This is a genomic window from Actinosynnema sp. NPDC050801, from assembly GCF_040673975.1.
Classification (GTDB): Bacteria; Actinomycetota; Actinomycetes; order Mycobacteriales; family Pseudonocardiaceae; genus Actinosynnema.
The window spans coordinates 35,784-52,805 of record NZ_JBFAQZ010000011.1 but is presented as its reverse complement, the minus strand read 5'-3'; the positions used below and the strand labels follow the sequence as shown (position 1 = coordinate 52,805).

16 protein-coding genes and 1 other RNA gene are annotated in these 17,022 nt (G+C 72.1%); 15 read left to right on the top strand and 2 right to left on the bottom strand.

Annotation, left to right across the window (positions count from 1 at the left end; genetic code table 11):
- Positions 1-210 precede the first annotated feature (210 nt).
- Genes AB0K14_RS23975 through AB0K14_RS23955 form a run of 5 tightly spaced genes read left to right on the top strand, consistent with a single transcriptional unit; the run spans position 211 to position 4,997 of the window.
- Complete coding sequence (locus AB0K14_RS23975; RefSeq protein WP_360458938.1) at positions 211-1,170, top strand: polyprenyl synthetase family protein; 960 nt, start codon at positions 211-213, stop codon at positions 1,168-1,170.
- A 41-nt stretch (positions 1,171-1,211) separates the two neighbouring features.
- Complete coding sequence (gene cobC / locus AB0K14_RS23970; RefSeq protein WP_360458940.1) at positions 1,212-2,255, top strand: Rv2231c family pyridoxal phosphate-dependent protein CobC; 1,044 nt, start codon at positions 1,212-1,214, stop codon at positions 2,253-2,255.
- Positions 2,252-3,118 (top strand): Nif3-like dinuclear metal center hexameric protein, encoded by an 867-nt coding sequence (locus AB0K14_RS23965; RefSeq protein ID WP_360458942.1) that lies wholly within the window; start codon positions 2,252-2,254, stop codon positions 3,116-3,118. Before cobC ends, AB0K14_RS23965 begins: the two co-directional genes overlap by 4 nt.
- Entirely contained in the window at positions 3,115-3,852 is a 738-nt protein-coding gene (locus tag AB0K14_RS23960; RefSeq protein WP_360458944.1) for a C4-type zinc ribbon domain-containing protein, read from the top strand. The genes AB0K14_RS23965 and AB0K14_RS23960 overlap by 4 nt, the downstream gene beginning before the upstream one ends.
- Positions 3,849-4,997, top strand: coding sequence for a bifunctional RNase H/acid phosphatase (locus AB0K14_RS23955; protein WP_360458946.1), 1,149 nt, complete (start codon positions 3,849-3,851; stop codon positions 4,995-4,997). Before AB0K14_RS23960 ends, AB0K14_RS23955 begins: the two co-directional genes overlap by 4 nt.
- Here AB0K14_RS23955 and ssuE read toward each other — a convergent pair.
- Complete coding sequence (gene ssuE, locus AB0K14_RS23950; RefSeq protein WP_360458948.1) at positions 4,994-5,551, bottom strand: NADPH-dependent FMN reductase; 558 nt, start codon at positions 5,549-5,551, stop codon at positions 4,994-4,996. The genes AB0K14_RS23955 and ssuE overlap by 4 nt on opposite strands.
- Positions 5,552-5,773: 222 nt before the next feature.
- Here ssuE and rnpB point away from each other — a divergent pair.
- Together rnpB and AB0K14_RS23940 are read left to right on the top strand one after the other, a co-directional pair.
- Positions 5,774-6,174, top strand: an RNA gene (gene rnpB, locus AB0K14_RS23945) — RNase P RNA component class A.
- A gap of 173 nt (positions 6,175-6,347) precedes the next feature.
- Positions 6,348-7,958 (top strand): DUF6345 domain-containing protein, encoded by a 1,611-nt coding sequence (locus AB0K14_RS23940; RefSeq protein ID WP_360458950.1) that lies wholly within the window; start codon positions 6,348-6,350, stop codon positions 7,956-7,958.
- Between the two features lie 350 nt (positions 7,959-8,308).
- On the opposite strand, the gene AB0K14_RS23935 is transcribed toward AB0K14_RS23940, so the two are convergent.
- Entirely contained in the window at positions 8,309-8,653 is a 345-nt protein-coding gene (locus AB0K14_RS23935) for a hypothetical protein (protein ID WP_360462520.1), read from the bottom strand.
- A gap of 383 nt (positions 8,654-9,036) precedes the next feature.
- Here AB0K14_RS23935 and AB0K14_RS23930 point away from each other — a divergent pair, with 383 nt between their 5' ends.
- The 8 genes from AB0K14_RS23930 (at position 9,037) to AB0K14_RS23895 (ending at position 17,016) form a co-directional block, all read left to right on the top strand.
- A complete protein-coding gene (locus AB0K14_RS23930; protein ID WP_360462517.1) occupies positions 9,037-9,312 on the top strand; it encodes a hypothetical protein in 276 nt (91 codons plus the stop codon).
- A gap of 3 nt (positions 9,313-9,315) precedes the next feature.
- Entirely contained in the window at positions 9,316-9,789 is a 474-nt protein-coding gene (locus AB0K14_RS23925) for a hypothetical protein (RefSeq protein WP_360462514.1), read from the top strand.
- A gap of 25 nt (positions 9,790-9,814) precedes the next feature.
- The gene (locus AB0K14_RS23920; RefSeq protein WP_360462511.1) at positions 9,815-12,631 is read left to right on the top strand and encodes an ATP-binding protein; all 2,817 of its coding nucleotides are present in this window, start codon (positions 9,815-9,817) and stop codon (positions 12,629-12,631) included.
- A 73-nt stretch (positions 12,632-12,704) separates the two neighbouring features.
- Positions 12,705-14,636 (top strand): hypothetical protein, encoded by a 1,932-nt coding sequence (locus AB0K14_RS23915; RefSeq protein WP_360462508.1) that lies wholly within the window; start codon positions 12,705-12,707, stop codon positions 14,634-14,636.
- Positions 14,636-15,244, top strand: a complete 609-nt coding sequence (locus AB0K14_RS23910; protein WP_360462505.1) for a hypothetical protein — start codon at positions 14,636-14,638, stop codon at positions 15,242-15,244. The genes AB0K14_RS23915 and AB0K14_RS23910 overlap by 1 nt, the downstream gene beginning before the upstream one ends.
- Before the next feature lies 1 nt (position 15,245).
- Positions 15,246-16,247, top strand: coding sequence for a C40 family peptidase (locus AB0K14_RS23905; RefSeq protein WP_360462502.1), 1,002 nt, complete (start codon positions 15,246-15,248; stop codon positions 16,245-16,247).
- Between the two features lie 12 nt (positions 16,248-16,259).
- The gene (locus AB0K14_RS23900; RefSeq protein WP_360462499.1) at positions 16,260-16,790 is read left to right on the top strand and encodes a hypothetical protein; all 531 of its coding nucleotides are present in this window, start codon (positions 16,260-16,262) and stop codon (positions 16,788-16,790) included.
- A gap of 37 nt (positions 16,791-16,827) precedes the next feature.
- Positions 16,828-17,016 carry a hypothetical protein gene (locus AB0K14_RS23895; protein WP_360462496.1) on the top strand — a complete coding sequence of 63 codons (189 nt, stop codon included), beginning with the start codon at positions 16,828-16,830 and terminating at the stop codon, positions 17,014-17,016.
- Positions 17,017-17,022: the final 6 nt, after the last annotated feature.

Here is a 17,022-nt window from a genome sequence, read left to right as displayed (position 1 = left end):
TCGCGGTGGCCGCCTCGATGCTCTGAGGCCGCCACGGCGGGCTCGCGCGGCGTTGACGGCGCACGCGATCTCAGCGCGCTCTCAGGTGGGGCGCGGGACGATCACCGTGTGTCCACAGTGAAGTCGTCGAACTCGGGAACACCGTCGGGCCTGGGCAGGTCGTCGAGCCCGGGCAGGTCGTCGGACCAGGGGCGGTCGACCATGCCGACCATGCCGGCGCTCGCCGGTGCGCTGCCCAGGGTCGAGGACGAGATCCGTGCCCTGGCGACGTCGTCGTCGCTGCCGATCGTGAACGACTTCTCCGGCCGCATCACCGCGGCCGGGGGCAAGCGGCTGCGGTCGGTGCTGATCCTGTCCGGCTCGCTGGCCGTGTCGGGTGAGATCACCGACAAGGCCGTCACGGCCGCCGCGTGCGTCGAACTGCTGCACGCGGGTTCCCTGGTGCACGACGACCTGATGGACAACGCCGAGGAACGGCGCGGTGTGCGCACGGTCAACGCGGACTGGGGCACGGGCCCCGCCGTGCTGGTCGGCGACTTCATGCTGGCCCGCGCCAGCCAGGCCGCGCTGGACCGGATCTCGCCGTTCGCCGCGAGCAGGCTCGCGCAGGCCGTGACCGACCTGGTCGAGGGGCAGGTGCTGGAGGTCGTGGACCTGTTCGACCCGCACCGCAGCCCGCACGACGCGGTGCGGTCCATCGAGCTGAAGACCGGCGCGTTGTTCGAGGTGGGCTGCGTGCTGGCGGCGCACTGCGCCGACGCGGACGAGGCCACCACGGCCGCCATGGCCAGGTTCGGCGCGTTGTTCGGGCTGATGTTCCAGATCCTCGACGACCTGCTGGACCTCGCCTCCACCGCGCAGCGGCTGGGCAAGCCGGTCGGCAACGACATCCGCCAGGGCGTCTACACGCTCCCGCTGCTGCGCGCGTTGACCGACGACCAGCGCACCTTGCTGGCCGAACGCGGACGTGAGCTGACCGACGCCGAGCTGGCCGGGCTGCTGGCCGAGCTGCGGCAGACCAGCCTGGTCGCCGACACGCTCGCGCACTGCACGGCGTTGGCCGCGCAGGCGGTGCACGCGCTGCCGGACCTGCCCGACTCGGAGGCGCTGGGCATCCTGCGCGAGCTGCCGGGCGCCTACCTGGACTGGGCCGCCTCCCAGATCGGCTAGCGCGCGGATCGGCCGGCGGCAGGTCGCCTAGACTCGCGCCGATGACCAGCCAGGATTCCGGCCGGGCGCTGCTGCGCCACCACGGGGACGTCGACGCCGCGCCCGGGCTCGCGGACTTCGCGGTGAACGTCCGGTTGCCCGCGCCGCCCGCGTGGCTGCGCGACCGGCTGGTCGCCGCGCTCGACGACCTCGGCTCCTACCCGGCCGCCGCCGCCGACGAACGCGCCCGCGCCGCCGTCGCCGCGAGGCACGGCCGCGACCCGGACGAGGTGCTGATCCTCAACGGCGCCGCGGAGGGGTTCGCGCTGCTGCCCGGCCTGCGCCCCGGCCTGGCCGCGGTGGTGCACCCGTCGTTCACCGAGCCCGAGGTGGCGTTGCGGGACGCGGGCGTGCCGGTGCGGCGGGTGCGGCTGCGGCCCGAGGACGACTACGCGCTGCGGCCCGAGCTGGTGCCCGACGAGGCCGACCTGGTGGTGCTGGGCAACCCGACCAACCCGACGTCCGTGCTGCACCCGGCCGCCGCGGTGGCGTCGCTGAGCAGGCCGGGCCGGGTGCTGGTGGTGGACGAGGCGTTCGCCGACACCGTCCCCGGCGAGCCGGAGTCGCTGGCCGGTCGCGCCGACCTGCCCGGGCTGCTGGTGCTGCGCAGCCTGACCAAGACGTGGGGCCTGGCGGGCCTGCGCGCCGGCTACCTGCTCGGCGCGCCCGACCTGCTGGCCCGGCTCGCGCTGCCGCGACCGCAGTGGCCGGTGGGGAGCCTGGTGCTGGAGGCCGTCACGGCGTGCTGCGAGCCGTCGGCGGTGGCGGAGGCCGAGGCGTCGGCGCGGGAGGCCCGAGAGCACACCGCGCACGCCGTCGCCCGGCTCGGTGACCTGGTCGTCGTGCCACCGGACGCGCCGTTCGTGCTGCTGCGCGTGCCGCAGGGGCCGCGGGTGCGGCAGGCGTTGCGGGACAAGGGGATCGCGGTGCGGCGCGGTGACACGTTCCCGGGCCTGACCCCCGACCACATCCGGGTCGCGGTGCGCGCGCCGGAGGAGTTCGCCGTGCTGGTGGACGCGCTGCGAGTCGTGCTGGAGGAGCTGTGACCACGCTCGGGGACGTGCTGGCCGCGCTGGAGGCCGCCTACCCGCCCGCGACCGCGGAGTCCTGGGACGCCGTCGGCCTCGTCTGCGGCGACCGCGCCGAACCGGTGTCGCGGGCGCTGTTCTGCGTCGACCCGGTTGAGTCCACAGTGGACGAAGCGCTGGAGGTGGGTGCGCAGCTGCTGGTGGCGCACCACCCGCTGATGCTGCGCGGCGTCACCGGCGTGCCCGCCGACGACCCGAAGGGCGGGCTGGTGCACCGGCTCATCCGCGCCGGCGTCGCCCTCTACACCGCCCACACCAACGCCGACGCGGCCAACCCCGGCGTCTCGGACGCCCTCGCCGAGGCCCTCGGCCTGCGCGTCACCGGCCCGCTGGTGCCCGCTGCCGCCGAACCCGGGACCGACACCGGCGCGGGCACCGGCACCGGCATCGGCCGGATCGGCGAGCTCGACCGGCCCGAACCGCTGCGCGAGTTCACCCGGCGCGTCGCCGACGGCCTGCCCGCGACGGCGTGGGGCGTGCGCGCGGCGGGCGACCCGGACCGCCCGATCCGCCGGGTCGCGGTGTGCGGCGGCGCGGGCGACGGCTACCTCACCGCCGCGGCACGCGCGGGCGTGGACGCCTACGTCACCGCGGACCTGCGCCACCACCCGGCCGGCGAGCACCTGGCCGCGGGCGGACCCGCACTGGTCGACGTGGCCCACTGGGCCAGTGAGTGGCCGTGGTGCGAGCAGGCGGCGCACGTCGTGCGCACCGCGCTCGGCGGTACGGTCGAAGTCCTCGTCTCGACCCGCCGGACCGACCCGTGGACCGTCGGCGTGACGACCGAACACCGAGCACCCCGAATGAGAGGCTCACAGTGAAAGCCGATCCCGCCGTGCAGCGCAGGCTGCTCGACCTCGCCCAGGTCGACGCCGAACTGTCGCGCGTCACCCATCGGCGCCGCACGCTGCCCGAGATCGCGGAGATCGCCGAGGCGGAGAAGCAGTTCCGCGCCAAGCAGGACGCGCTGACCACGATCGAGACGACCCTGGGCGACCTCAACCGCGAGGTCAAGCGGCAGGAGACCGAGATCGACCAGGTCCGCGCCCGCGAGGAGCGCGACCGCAAGCTCCTCCAGGGCGGCGCCGTCGGCGCCAAGCAGCTCACCGACCTGGAGCACGAGCTGGCCACCCTCGGCCGCCGCCGCGGCGCGCTGGAGGACGACCTGCTGGAGCTGATGGAACGCCGCGAGGCGGTCGAGGCCGACATCCAGCACGCCCGGGTCGCGCTGGACAAGGCGCAGGAGGCGCTGTCGGACGCGGCCCGCCGCCGCGACAGCGCGTTGGCGGACCTGGAGTCGACCGACACCAAGCGCACCGCCGACCGCCAACGCATGGTCGGCCAGTTCCCCGAGCCGCTGCTCGCGCTCTACGAGCGGGTGCGCAAGCAGAAGAACATCGGCGCGGCGCTGCTGCAGTCACGGCGCTGCGGCGCGTGCCGCATCGAACTGGACCGCAACGCGTTCGCCAAGGTCAAGGAGTCCCCGGCGGACGAGGTCATCCAGTGCGAGGAGTGCGGCGCGATCATGGTGCGGACCGGGGAATCGGGTCTGTGAAGGTCGTCGTCGAGGCCGACGGCGGCTCGCGCGGCAACCCCGGGCCCGCCGGGTACGGGGCCGTCGTGCTGGACGCCTCGGGTGAGGTGCTGGCCGAGCGCTCGGCCGGCATCGGCGTGGCCACCAACAACGTGGCCGAGTACCAGGGGCTCATCGCCGGGCTGCGGGCGGCGGCGGAGCTGGGCGCGTCCACCGTCGACGTGCGGATGGACTCCAAGCTCGTGGTCGAGCAGATGTCGGGCCGGTGGAAGGTCAAGCACCCGTCCATGACGCCGCTGGTCGCGCAGGCGCGTGAGGTGTCGCGGGCGTTCGACCGGGTGAGCTACGAGTGGATCCCGCGCGAGCGCAACCAGCGCGCCGACCGGCTGGCGAACCTGGCGATGGACGAGCAGGCGGGGGTCTCGCGGCCGGCGCGAGCCGAAGCCGCCCGGCCGGAGCCGCAGCAGCCGGACCCGGTGTCGCGGGCCGACGCCGGGACGCGGGCCGACGCGGCGGCGACCACGTCACCCGTGTCGTGGACCGGCGCGGTAGGCGAGCCGACCCGGCTGTACCTGCTGCGGCACGGGCAGACCGAGCTGTCGGTGGCCCGCCGCTACTCCGGGCGCGGCAACCCGCCGCTGACCGAGGTCGGGCGCGGGCAGGCCGAGGCCGCGGCGCGCCGGCTGGCCAAGGTCGAGGGCCTGACCGCGATCGTGTCGTCGCCGTTGGGGCGCGCCCGGGAGACGGCGCGGGCCGTCGCCGCGGCCACCGGCGCCGAGCTGTCGTGGGACGACGACCTGATCGAGACCGACTTCGGCGCGTGGGAAGGGCTCACCTTCACCGAGGCCGCCGAACGCGACCCCGACGTGCACCGGCGGTGGCTCGGCGACCCGTCCGTGCCCGCGCCCGGCGGCGAGAGCTTCGACCAGGTGCACCACCGGGTGCGGCGGGCGCGCAACGCCGTCGTCTCCCGCTTCGGCGCCGCGAACGTCGTCGTGGTCAGCCACGTCACGCCGATCAAGTCGCTGCTGCGGATGGCACTGGACGTGGGCCCGTCGCTGCTGTTCCGCCTGCACCTCGACCTCGCGTCGCTGTCGGTGGTCGAGTTCTACCCCGACGGCCACGCCTCCGTGCGGCTGGTCAACGACACCTCGCACCTGACCTAACCGGCGGGCCGCAGTCGGGGCCGCTCGCGCCGGAGCCGGGCGTCCTCGACGGCCAGCTCGAACCGGTCCACCGCGGCGCGAATCGCCTCGGCGGCTTTCGGCGCGATGGTCGCGTCCTGGATGTCCGGGTCGAGCAGGAATTCGCCGCGCAGCACCGAATCCGCGCCTTTGCTCGCGAGCAGCGGGTTCAGCGCGTAGTCCATCGCGACCACGAATCCCTGGCTGCCGCCCGTCGCCAACGGCAGGATCACCCGGCCGCGCAACGCCTTCTTCGGCAACAAGTCGACCAGCGCTTTCACCAGCCCGCTGTAGGCGGCGCGGTAGACCGGGCTGGCGACCACGATGCCGTCCGCGCGCAGCACCGCGGCGACCGCGTCACCGATCTCCGGGTCCCGCAGGTCCTCGGTGAGCAGCGGCAACGTCGGCAGCTGCCGCACGTGCAGGGTGCGCACCGCGTACCCGGACTCGCGCAGCAGCCCTTCGACGTGCGACACGACGACGCCGGTCCGGGACGTCGGCGACGGGCCGCCGGAAATCAGCAGAATGGAGGACATGGGTCGCTGGCACCTTTCGGGAAAAGGCTCGGAGTACGAGGTAAAAACTGTCAGCGACAACAGATCGCGGCGGCGGTGCGGCCGAAGTCGACGTGCCGGCGGCGGGTGAGTCCCCCGATTCCTGCCATGGTTTCGAGTAGAGCAGCAAGCCCACATCCCGACAAGGTTCCGCCGCCCTGGTTCCACAGCCTGGGAAGGCCGTCGGTACCCTGGTGGTGCGGATGAGTCGGCAGGGCGGCCGCGTCGGCGGGTCCCCGGATCCGCCGCCGAGGAAAGTCCGGACTCCACAGGGCAGGGTGGTTGTCAACGGCAACCAGGGGCGACCCTCGGGACAGTGCCACAGAGAACAGACCGCCCCGGCGCGAGCCGGGGTAAGGGTGAAACGGTGGTGTAAGAGACCACCAGCGTCCCCGGTGACGGGAACGGCTAGGTAAACCCCACCCGGAGCAAGGCCAAGAGGGTGCCCCAGGGCACCTGCGCAGGCGTTCGAGGGCTGCCCGCCCGATGCCTGCGGGTAGGCCGCACGAGCCTGTCGGCAACGGCAGGTCGAGATGGATGGCCGCCGAACGGGACCGCCGCGAGGCGCCCGGGAACAGAATCCGGCTTACATGCCGACTCATCCGCCCTTCGCCTCCGCCCCTCCGGGCCCACCTGTCCGCCTGTAGATCCCCCGCGCGGCAGCGGCGTTACACAAGTGACGCCGTTCGAGTGGTTGTCGGTATCAACCCCGTCCGGTGTGAGTCCTCCTCGCAGACCACGGGCCCTGCCCCGCGGTACCACGAGGAGGGGAAAGCACATGTCCACCACCAAGAGGCGTGCCACCACCTGGCTCGCCCTGACGGGTCTGCTGGGCGCGGCGGCGGTCACGGGAGCCGGCGCCGCGGGCGCGGCCGCACCGGCGGAGCTGCCGGTGTACGAGGTCCGGTCCACCGGCCTCACCCAGGACCAGGCCGCCGTGCTCCAGCGCGCGTTCGGCCTGAAGGACGTCCGGCTCGGCGAGGACGGCTCGGTGTCGTTCGCCGACGAGTCGACCTACCTGCGCGTGCCCGGCCTGGAGCTGGGCGCGGGCAAGCAGGACGAGGACGGCGCCGAGACCGCCCGGACGGCGCTCGACGTCGACTCCCTGAGACGCCTGCGCGCCATCCCGGTCGAGGACGCCACCAAGCGCGCCCTCGAAACCCTGCGCGGGGCCGGTCTGCTGCCCGACAACGCCACGCCCACCGCCGGGCAGACGACGTTCGAGATCGTCGACGCCGACCAGAAGGCGGTCGTCACCGCGCCGCTGGACACCGCGGTGTCGTTCACCTTCACGCTCGACGGCGTGCCGCTGGAAGGCCCGGGCGCGAAGCTCCGGGTCGCCTACGACGGCCAGGGCGCCGTCGCCGGTCTCACCCACAGCACCCGTGAGGTGGTGAAGGCGGGCAGCGTGCCCGTGCTGAGCCTGGACGAGGGGCGCGAGCGGTGCGCCGAGCTGTTCGGCCCGAGCGTGCGGCCGACCGGCGTGTCGTACGTGTACGAGGCGCCGGCGTTGGCCGAGAAGGTCGAGAAGCTGGAGCCCGGCCTGCGGTGCGACGGCGTGAACTCCGACGGCGCGGCCGTCCAGTCGGTGATCGTCGGTGCGGCGGTGGACGCCCGGCTGCCGCAGCCCGGCCCGGCCGACCCGCCGCGCGAGGAGGGTGCGCTCAGCCCGCAGTGGACCAACCGGATCGACGTCGGCAGCGAGGGCACCGGCCCGTGCTCCGGCCTGCCGTGGACGGCGAACAACCTGGCGTCGTTCAACAACCGGTTCACCGCCGCGGGCGTGCCGGTGCAGTTCAGCTGGGTCAACCACAACGCGTGGGAGCGTGACTTCAAGGACCCGGTGTTCCCCGGCGGTCAGGACCACCTGTACGCCGACGACGTCGACATGACGTACTGGCAGGGCCACGGTTCGCCGACCGGCTTCTCGTTCGCCGGGTGCAGCAGCAACACCGACACGTTCCTGTCCAACAACGACGCGCGCTGGGGCAACCGGGACGTCGAGTGGATGAGCCTGTTCACGTGCTCGATCCTGCAGGGCACGTCGGGCGGGCAGAGCTGGGCGACGCGCTGGGGCAAGGCGTTCCGGGGGCTGCACCAGATCAACAGCTTCGACACCGTCTCGTACCACAGCGCCTCGCACGGCGGGAAGTTCGCCAACTACCTCGTGCGGACGCCGTTCCTGTGGTGGAACAAGCCGATGAAGGTCCGCGACGCGTGGGCGCAGGCGTCGATCGACACCCAGCCCGCGTCGGTGAGGTGGGCGACCATGGGCCCGATCGGCCTCGGCGGCCTGGCCAACTTCAACGACTACTTCTGGAACAAGGGCCCGGTCGGCCCCGACACCCAGCCGACCCACGGCTTCTGGCGCATCTCCGGTTCCAGCTGACCCGCGCACCCCTGCGCGCACCCGATGGGGTCCCTTCCGCACCTGGGGGTCGGAAGGGACCCCATCCCGCGAGTCGAACCTCCAGACCCCGCGAGTCGAACCTCCAGATCGCGCGTGTTTTACGTTCGCGTCGCGCGTGTCCTACGTTCAGGACCCCCGAGTTGAACGTTCAGAACAAGATCGACTGTTCTGAGCGTTGAACTCGGGGTACGCGAACGTAGGACACGCGCGTTCTGGACGTAGGACACGCGCGTTCTGGAGGTAGGACACGCGGGGCGTGGAGGTTCGACTCGCGGGTGTTGGGGGTTCGACTCGCGAGGGTGGGGTTGGGTGCGGGGGTGGGAGTGGGGTCAGGTGCGGCGGGAGGGGCGGCCCGGTGGCATGCGGAAGACCGGGCGGAAGGCGGCGCCGCCGTTGTAGCGGCGTTCCAGCTCGGCCACGTAGGCCTCGACCGCCGGGTTCACGATGTCGGCCAGGCTGCGCACGCCCGCCGCCTCCTCGTACGCCGCCAGGTAGGTCGCCGCTGCCCGCGCCCGCGCCAGCACGTCCTGGTCGAAGTTGACCGTCCGCTGCACCCGCCGCCCGGTTTGCCGGTCGCCACCGGTAACCTGATCTTCGCCCGAAACGGTCACGGAGACGGTGATTTCGTTCACTCCGGCGGCTGGTTCGGGCGCGACCTCGGGCGGCTGGGTCATCGGCGAGCCTCCTCGGCGTCGTCACTCCGGCGTGCGGACCGTTCGGGTGCCTGTCGCTCGACCGGTCGGGGGAATCGCCGTGACCGGAGGAGATCGGGCTGGAGGTCGTGCACACTGTGCGTGACCAGGGGGTTCGCAGTCGAGTGAACTATCTCAGCAATCGGGAGAATCCGGGGACGTCGGTTCTCCACCGGCTCCCCCCGAACGATGATGTCTGTGGTCAGATTAGACGTAATCGACTGCCAGGGGAACGGTTATTGATCTACGCACCGCTAGTCACCCGATACACCTCGTGACCAAGACGTGTTCTACTCGATAGCGCATCAACCGGACGGGCACCCCTCGGCTCGCCCGGCGAAGTCCTGCGTACTCAGGAGTACGAGATGACCGCCATGACCCTGGTAACACTCGCCCAGCAGCAGCCGCCCAACCTGGGCACCGGTGGGTTGCGCCAGTGGATGCTCGACAACCTGGTCCCCTTGCTCTTGCTGACCGTCGCCGTCCTGCTGCTCTGGCTGGGCGGTGGCAAGGGCGACAACGCCGGGGTCATGCGCCGCCTCGGTGGCGTCATCATCGCCCTGGCGATCATCGGACTGGCCGTCGGCGGCAACGCGGGCGCCATCGGTTCGTGGATCGCCGGCCTGTTCACCGGCGGGTGACCCTTGCGGGTACGCACTGACGACGAGGTCTACCGGGTCGACGCCGTCTGGCTCGGTCCGCCCAGAGCGACCTTCCCGTGGCGTGCGCGCTACGTCGCGTGGGGTGTCGGAATCGTGGTGTTCCTGCTGGTCACCGCTGTCCAGCGACAGGTCGGCTTCGGTTTCGACTTCATCAACACCGGTTGGGGCTTCGTGATCACGGTCGCCCTGACCAGGTTCATCTGCTCGCGGATCAGCCACGAGCGCCCGCTGTCGTCGGTCTTGACGATGTGGGTGCGCGAGCTGACCGCGCCGCGGGAGACCACGTCCGGTCAGGGTGGCGCGGCGAGCGCCGCGCGGATCCGGGTCAACCCGCAGCGCCCCCGCAGACGTCCCAAGAAGGGGGCGAAACGCGCGAGCGCCGCCACCCGATCCCAGCACCGCGGGCAGCAAGACCGCCGTCAGAAGGAGGTGCGCGGTGTTCGGACGCCGGCGTGACCGTGACCGACGATCCGCTGCGCACGTGGCCCAGCACGCCGCCGCCGCGCGCGACGACCGCAAGGTCTACAGCAAGCGCGGCCGCCGCCTGCCGGGCGAGCAGTCCGTGCCGAACTACACACCGTCGATCTCCGCGCGCAGCATCGACGGCCACCTGCTGCGCACCGGCCAGGAGGTCTACGCCTGGTACCGGCTCGCGCCGCAGCGCTGGTCGTTCCGCTCGGACTCGCAGCGCCAGGACCTGATCGCGGCCATCGCGGGCCAGTACGCCGAGCTCCAGGGCCGCTGGATGCACCTGCGCGTGACGAACCGCCCGTACCCGATCCGGATGTGGGCCGAGGCGCACGTGCACAACGCCGTGCGCCGGCTCCCGGACACCCCCGGCACGCTGAGCTTCGACGACTACATGGTCGGCGAGCAGCAGCAGCTGATGGGCCGGTCGATGGCGGAGAAGGAGGTCTACCTCGGCGTCCAGGTGCAGACCCGCAACATGATGGACCGCGCGGTCGAACGCGCCGCCCCCGTGCTGCGCAAGGTCTTCCCGGACGCGGTGGACGCCGAGCTGGTCGCGATCGAGTCCGAGATCGACCACCTCGACCAGGTGATCGGCTCCGCCGGCCTCGAAGGACGCCCGGCCACGGCCGAGGAGATGTCCTGGCTGATGCACCGGTCGTGCTCGCTGGGCCTGCCCGCGCCGCGCAACCTGCCCGCGGTGCCCGGCGCGCCGTGGGAGCCCGAGGACCTGGCCAGCTTCACCGACGCGGCGGACTTCCACCAGGAGCCGTACTCGCCCACGGTCACCGTGCGCGGCCGCACGGGCTCGAACGCGGGCATCAAGCGGCACGTCGCCGTGCTCACGGTGGGCCTGATGCACGGCCTGCAGATCCCCGAGCAGGACGACCCGTGGGTGCAGCGCTCGGACCGGCTGCCCGCCGCCGTGGAGTGGTCGGCGCGGATCTACGTGCGGCGTCCCGAAGAGGTCTCCGGCGAGTTGCAGCGGCAGATGAGCAAGGTCCGCTCGCAGGTGCGCCACTACACCGACGAGCACGAGCTGGACCCGCCGCAGTCGCTGGCCCGCCAGGCGTCGCGGGTGCTGGAGATCGACGACGAGATGACGTCGGGCTTCACCGCCCTGGGCACGCGGGTGCGCAGCTGGTGGCGGCTCGCGGTGTCCGGCCCGACCGAGCGCGAGGCGTTGCGCCTGGCCCAGGGCCTGCTCGACCTCTACAAGCCGAAGGTGGCCATCGAGCACCCGGAGGCGCAGTACGCGATCGCCCGCGAGTTCATCCCGGGCGAGCCGCTGTCGTCCTCGGCCTACCTGCGCCGCGGCTCGGTGCTGTGGGCGGCGAGCGCCGTCCCGACCGCCACGGCCGAGGTGGGCGACCGCCGCGGCATCCTGCTGGGTGAGACGGTGACCGCGACCCGCCGCCCGGTGGCGTGGGACCCGTGGATGGCGCAGGAGCTGCGCGACTCGTCCGGTCTGACCGCGATGGTCGCCGGTCTGGGCGCGGGCAAGTCGTTCCTCGGCGGCGGCATCGTCTACAAGACGCTGCGCGCGGGCGCGCACTGGACGTTGCTCGACCCGTCCGGTCCGCTGGCCGCGCTGTGCGAGCTGCCCGAGCTCAAGCCCTACGCCCGGCCGATCAACCTGCTCAACGCGCAGGCGGGCATCCTCAACCCGTACCGGGTGGTGGCCGAGCCGCAGCTCGACCACTTCATGGACGAGGAGGACCCGGAACGGGCGTGGCGGCGGGAACGGGCGCTGGCCGCGGCCACCCGCCGACGCCTCGTGCTGGACGTGCTGTCCGGCCTGCTGCCGTTCGAGGTGGCCCGGTTGCCGCAGACCCGGATCGTGCTGCTGCGCGCGGTCCGCACGGTCGGCGGCCGGCCCGACGCGCACCCCGGCATGGTCTTCGAAGCGCTGCGACGGGACGCCAGCGAGCACCACGAGCACGCGGTCGTGGTCGCCGACTTCCTGGACGAGATGCGGGAGCGCATGTCGCTGCTCATTCCCGAGCAGGACCTGGACCCGTACAACGAGGCCCGCGACGACCGGCTCACCGTGCTCACCATGGCGGGCCTGAACCTGCCGAAGGACGGCGTGGGCCGCGAGCACTGGACGGACGCGGAGGCGCTCGGCGTGGAGATGCTGAACCTCGCCGCGTGGCTGACCCAGCGGTCGATCTACGAGCGGCCGAAGGACCTGCGCAAGGGCGTCTGGATCGACGAGGCGTTCTTCCTGTCCGAGGTGCCGACGGGTCGCGTGCTGATGAACCGGTTCGCCCGCGACTCCCGCAAGTGGAACGTGCGGGTGCTGCTGTCGTCGCAGATCCCGGCGGACTTCCTGAAGATCCAGGGCTTCGTCACGCTGCTCGACTCGGTGTTCGTCGGCCGGTTGGACGACGACCAGGCCCAGACCGACGCGTTGCGCCTGCTCAAGGTGCCGATCGGCGCGGGCTACGAGCAGGTGGTGGCGTCGCTGGGCCGACGGCCGGGCGGGGTGCGCACCAACCTCGAACGCGACCGGGCGCCGCGCCAGTTCATCTTCGGCGACGGCGCGGGCGGCGTGGAGCGGATCCGGATCGACTTCTCCGGTCCGCACCTGGAGCACCTGCGCAACTCGCTCGACACCACGCCGGACGCGCTGCGCGACGGCGCGGAGTCGACCGAGGTCGAGGTCTCGTCGCCGCCGCAGGACCCGTTCGCGTACGCCGAGCAGTACACCGACGAGTACGACGACGAGTTGGCCGCCGACCTGGAGGTCGGCCTCACCGACGAGCTGGTCGACTCGGCGCACGGTGAGGGAGGAAACCGCCGACCGGGCCGGGAAGGGCAGGCATGAGCGAGCTCGCGAGCGAATCGTTCGGCACGGGGCTCCGTGCCCTTGCCACGCCGAGCCCCGGCGAGGTGTGCGCATGAGCACGCTCGTCCTCGTGGCGCTGGTCGCCGTCGCGCTCTACGCGCGACGGCGTTTCAGACGCGCTCAAGAGCACGCGGTCGAGCACGGCAAACCCGGCCGTGCCCGGTGGCGCGCGATGGCCGTGGTGGTCGCGATCACCGGCCTCCAGGTGGTCATCGGTGCCACGCCCGCCAGTGCCGCGCCGTGCGGTGAGGCGCCGAACCCGGAACGGCCCGGCTCGGGCATGGTCGGCGCGATCGACCCGCCGATCGGCAACGGCCTGCCGGAGACGCCGTACCTGACCCACGGCTACGCGGGCATGGTCTGGCACACCTACCAGGAGAAGTGCCTGGTGCCCAACGCCACGCCGGTGCTGGACACCTGGATGGGCAACGAGCTGTTCAACGTCGGCAAGAACATCGTCGGCGCGACGAACGCCCTGCACTACACCGTCGTCGGCCAGGGGCTGCTGCAACCGCTGGACGAGGCGGTGAAGAACGGCGTCCAGAGGGTCTACGACAACGTCTACCTGCGCTGGTTCGGCCTGGTCGCGTTGATCCTGGCGGTGTTGATGTTCCGCCAGATCTGGCAGGGCGACCTGGCCTCGATCAGCAAGCGCGGGCTGTGGGCGCTGGCCGCGATGTGGCTGGCGACCTCGACCCTGGCGCTGCCGCAGTTCTACAACCTGCTGGACAGCACCCTGGTCACCAAGACCTCGGAGATCCAGGCCGGGTTCATCGACGTGGACGCGAACCAGGACACCCTGGACAAGCTCCCGTCGGACCTGCACAACACGGTGGTCTACCAGAGCTGGCTGCGCGGTGAGTTCGGCACGCCCGACGCGCCGCAGGCGAACGACTACGGCCGGAGGCTGCTGGCCGCGCAGGCGTGGACGGTGCAGGAGCTCGCCGAGCACAAGGACGGCGACCAGGCCGCGCTCGACGCGAAGAAGGCCGAGTACAAGAACATCTACGCGCAGCTCGGCCCGACCAAGGGCTACTTCAGCGGCGACGACGGCGGCCGCACCGGCGCCGGGTTCCTGTCGTTGCTGCAAGCCGTGGCGTTCTCGTTGTTCCAGCTGTTCGCGAAGGCCGCCGTGCTGCTGGCGCAGCTGCTGCTGAGGGTGCTCACGCTGGCCGGCCCGCTCATCGGCCTGGTCGCGCTGATCCACCACGACCTGCTGCGCAAGGTCGCCCGCGCGGCGGCCGTGACGGTGTTCAACGTGCTGGTGCTGGCGGTGCTGGCGGGCACGCACGCGCTGCTCCTCCAGGCGATCTTCAACGCGAGCGGCCTGACGCTGCTGACCAAGGCGCTGCTCGGGCTGATGCTCACCCTGGTGTGCTTCATGGTCGGCAAACCGCTGCGCCGGATGTGGCAGATGGTGGAGATGTCGGTCGGCTCGGCCAGCAACGCGCTGCCGATGCGCGGCGGCGTGCTGTCCAGGCTGCGCAAGAAGAAGGAAGGCCCGTCGCCGCAGGAGGAGTTCTGGGACACCGTGCGCGACGCGGACCCGGACGGCGCCGAGGTGCCGCAGCGCGACCGGCGGCGGGTGCGGCCCGAGGCGGCCAACCCCGTGGCGGCGACCGCGCAGCGGTTGGACCGGGCCGGGAACAGCGTGGGCGAGCTGGGCGTCGGTGTCGGCGGGAACGGCGCGGCGGCGCTGCCACCCGGCCGGCACGGTGGTCCGGCGGCGTTGCCGTCGGGGCGGTCCAGGGTGGTCGACGCACCGCCCGTGGCCGACCGCAACTACGACCGGCCGAACGACGCGGTGCTCGTGCCGTCCCGCATGCCTCGGGAACCCCTCGGTCGGAGCAACCAATCTCGCGTGCTTGATTCCCAGACCACGCGGCGCCCGATCGTCCTGGAGGCGGAGAAGGAGACGGTGGCGGGCCGGCCGGTCCACGTGATCTACCGGCCGTCACGCGGACTTGAGGTCAGGGACAGCTGATGCCGATCCGAACCAATCGCGGCCGCACGGCCGTGTACCGACGCCTGTGGGGCTGGCCGCTGCGCTCGCCCAGGCACCTGGCGGCTTCGATCGTCGGCGTGGTCGTCCTGGTCACCACGATCAGCGTGGTGATCCCGAACGCGATCAAGCCGCGACCCGGCGGCGGCACGGCGGGCACCACGTCCACCGTGCCGACCGGCGGCAGCGGCGGCAACCAGGTCGGCGTGCTGCCCAGCGCCACCGCCGGCACGTTGCCGACCAAGGCGCCGAGCCCCACCGCGGCGCCCACCTCGGCCCCGGTGAACGCCAACGCGCAGCTGGTCGCCGACATGTGGGTGGACGCGTTCGGCTCGTTCGAGCCGGGCAAGACGACCAAGGAGAAGTGGCTGGCCGGGCTCAAGCCCCACACGTCCGAGGAGCTGTTCCCCCGGTTGGAGTCCATCGAGCCGGCGAACGTGCCGGTGGTGATCGACCAGCCGCTCAAGCCGATCAAGTCGTTCACCGATTCGGCGGAGTTCGAGGCGCAGCTGGAGAGCGGCAAGCTCGTCGTGACCGTGGTGAAGCTTCCCGAGGGTTGGCGCGTGCACGAGTTCGACAAGGTGGGTTGAGATGCTGAAGATCGGGATCGCGGTGGCCGCGGTGGTGGCGGTGGTCGTCATCGCGGTGAGCAACGGTGTCTCGACCGTCATCAACGAGAACACCCCGTCGGAGGAGGCCGCCGGCATCCGCATGGTCGGCTGCAACGCCTCGATCGGCCCGTGGGGCGGCGACGGCGAGGAGCGGGGCCGCCGTGACGCGGAACAGCTCGCCGACGACCAGCTGACCACGGTCGCCAACATCATCTCCATCGGCCGCGAGAAGGGGCTGCCGCCGCTGGCGTGGCAGATCGCCATCCAGGCGGGCATGACCGAGTCCGGGCTGCGCAGCCTCGACTACGGCGACCGCGACTCGCTGGGCATCTTCCAGATGCGCCCGTCGATGGGCTGGGGCACGCCCCAGCAGGTGACCGACCCCCGGTACGCGGTCAACAAGTTCTACGAGGTGCTGCTCAAGCTGCCGGACTGGCAGGAGCAGCGGCCCGGCGACTCGGCCCAGGACGTGGAGCGCTCGGCGTTCCCCGACCGGTACCACAAGTGGGAGGCCATGGCCGCCTTCCTGATCAGCAAGGAAGGCGACGTCAGCGACCCGGCCGGGTGCGGCGAGGGCGCGGGCGAGTACCTGCTCGCGTCCAACGCGGCGGGCACCGCGATCGAGTTCACCAAGCAGCAGCTGGGCGAGCCGTACCTGTGGGGCGGCAACGGCCCGGACGCCTGGGACTGCTCCGGCATCCTGGTCAAGGCGTTCGGCGCGGCCGGCGTGAAGATCCCCCGGGTGGCGAACGACCAGTACATGGCCGGTGGCGCGTACCTGCCGGTGCGCGAGGCCAAGGCCGGTGACCTGATCTTCTGGGCGACCAACCCGGCCAACCCGGTCACCGTCCACCACGTGGCGATGTACCTGGGCAACGACGAGTACATCCACGCGCCGCAGACCGGTGACGTGGTGAAGATCAGCAAGGTCAACTGGGACTACCACGAGTTGATGCCGCTGGCCGTCCGGCCGGGCGTGTAGGGAGGCGCGACGGTGTTCAACCACGAACCGATCCAGCGGCACGCGGGTCCGCCCGCGTCGAGCACGCCGACGCGGGACTACCTCAATACCCGGCCGCCGGGCACCGACCAGTCCTACGCGGTGCTGCCGCGGTCGCTGGTCGAGGCGATGCCGCTGCCGTGGCAGCAGCAGATGGCGCACCTGCTGGCCGACTTCCACCGCACCTACGGGCACCTGAACTGGCCGGTGTACCGGGTCGTGCCGTCCCGGGTGGAACGGCTGGTCGACCTGGACGAGGACCAGTTGGCCGAGGTCGGCGCCATCGTGGAGATCGACTCCGACGGCGAGCTGGTCTACCGGGACCGCGGCGGCGCGGTGATCACCGACCCGGAGCACCGCACGGTGCTGGTGTCGGTGCTCGACCCGATCCCGGGCGAGTTCGCCAACGCCAACCAGAACACGCCGCCGCGCGGTTTCCCCCAGCCGCCGCCGGTGGTGCCGCAGCCGACGTACCCGCAGTCGGGCCCGCTGCCCGTGCAGGCGCCGCCACCGCCCCAGCGGTGAACATGACATGCGCTGCGGCGCATGGAAACCTGGACGCATGGCTTCTGATCCGAACGCGTGGTACTACTGCCTGACCCACCGGACGGTCGAGCGCGGCGTCGGCTGCCGGGGTGGTGACCGCATGGGCCCCTACCCCGACGAGGCCACCGCTCAGCGCGCGCTGGAGTCGGCGCGGGAGCGGACGAAAGCCGAGGACAAGGCCGATAAGGAGTGGGGCAAGCGCTGAGGCCGG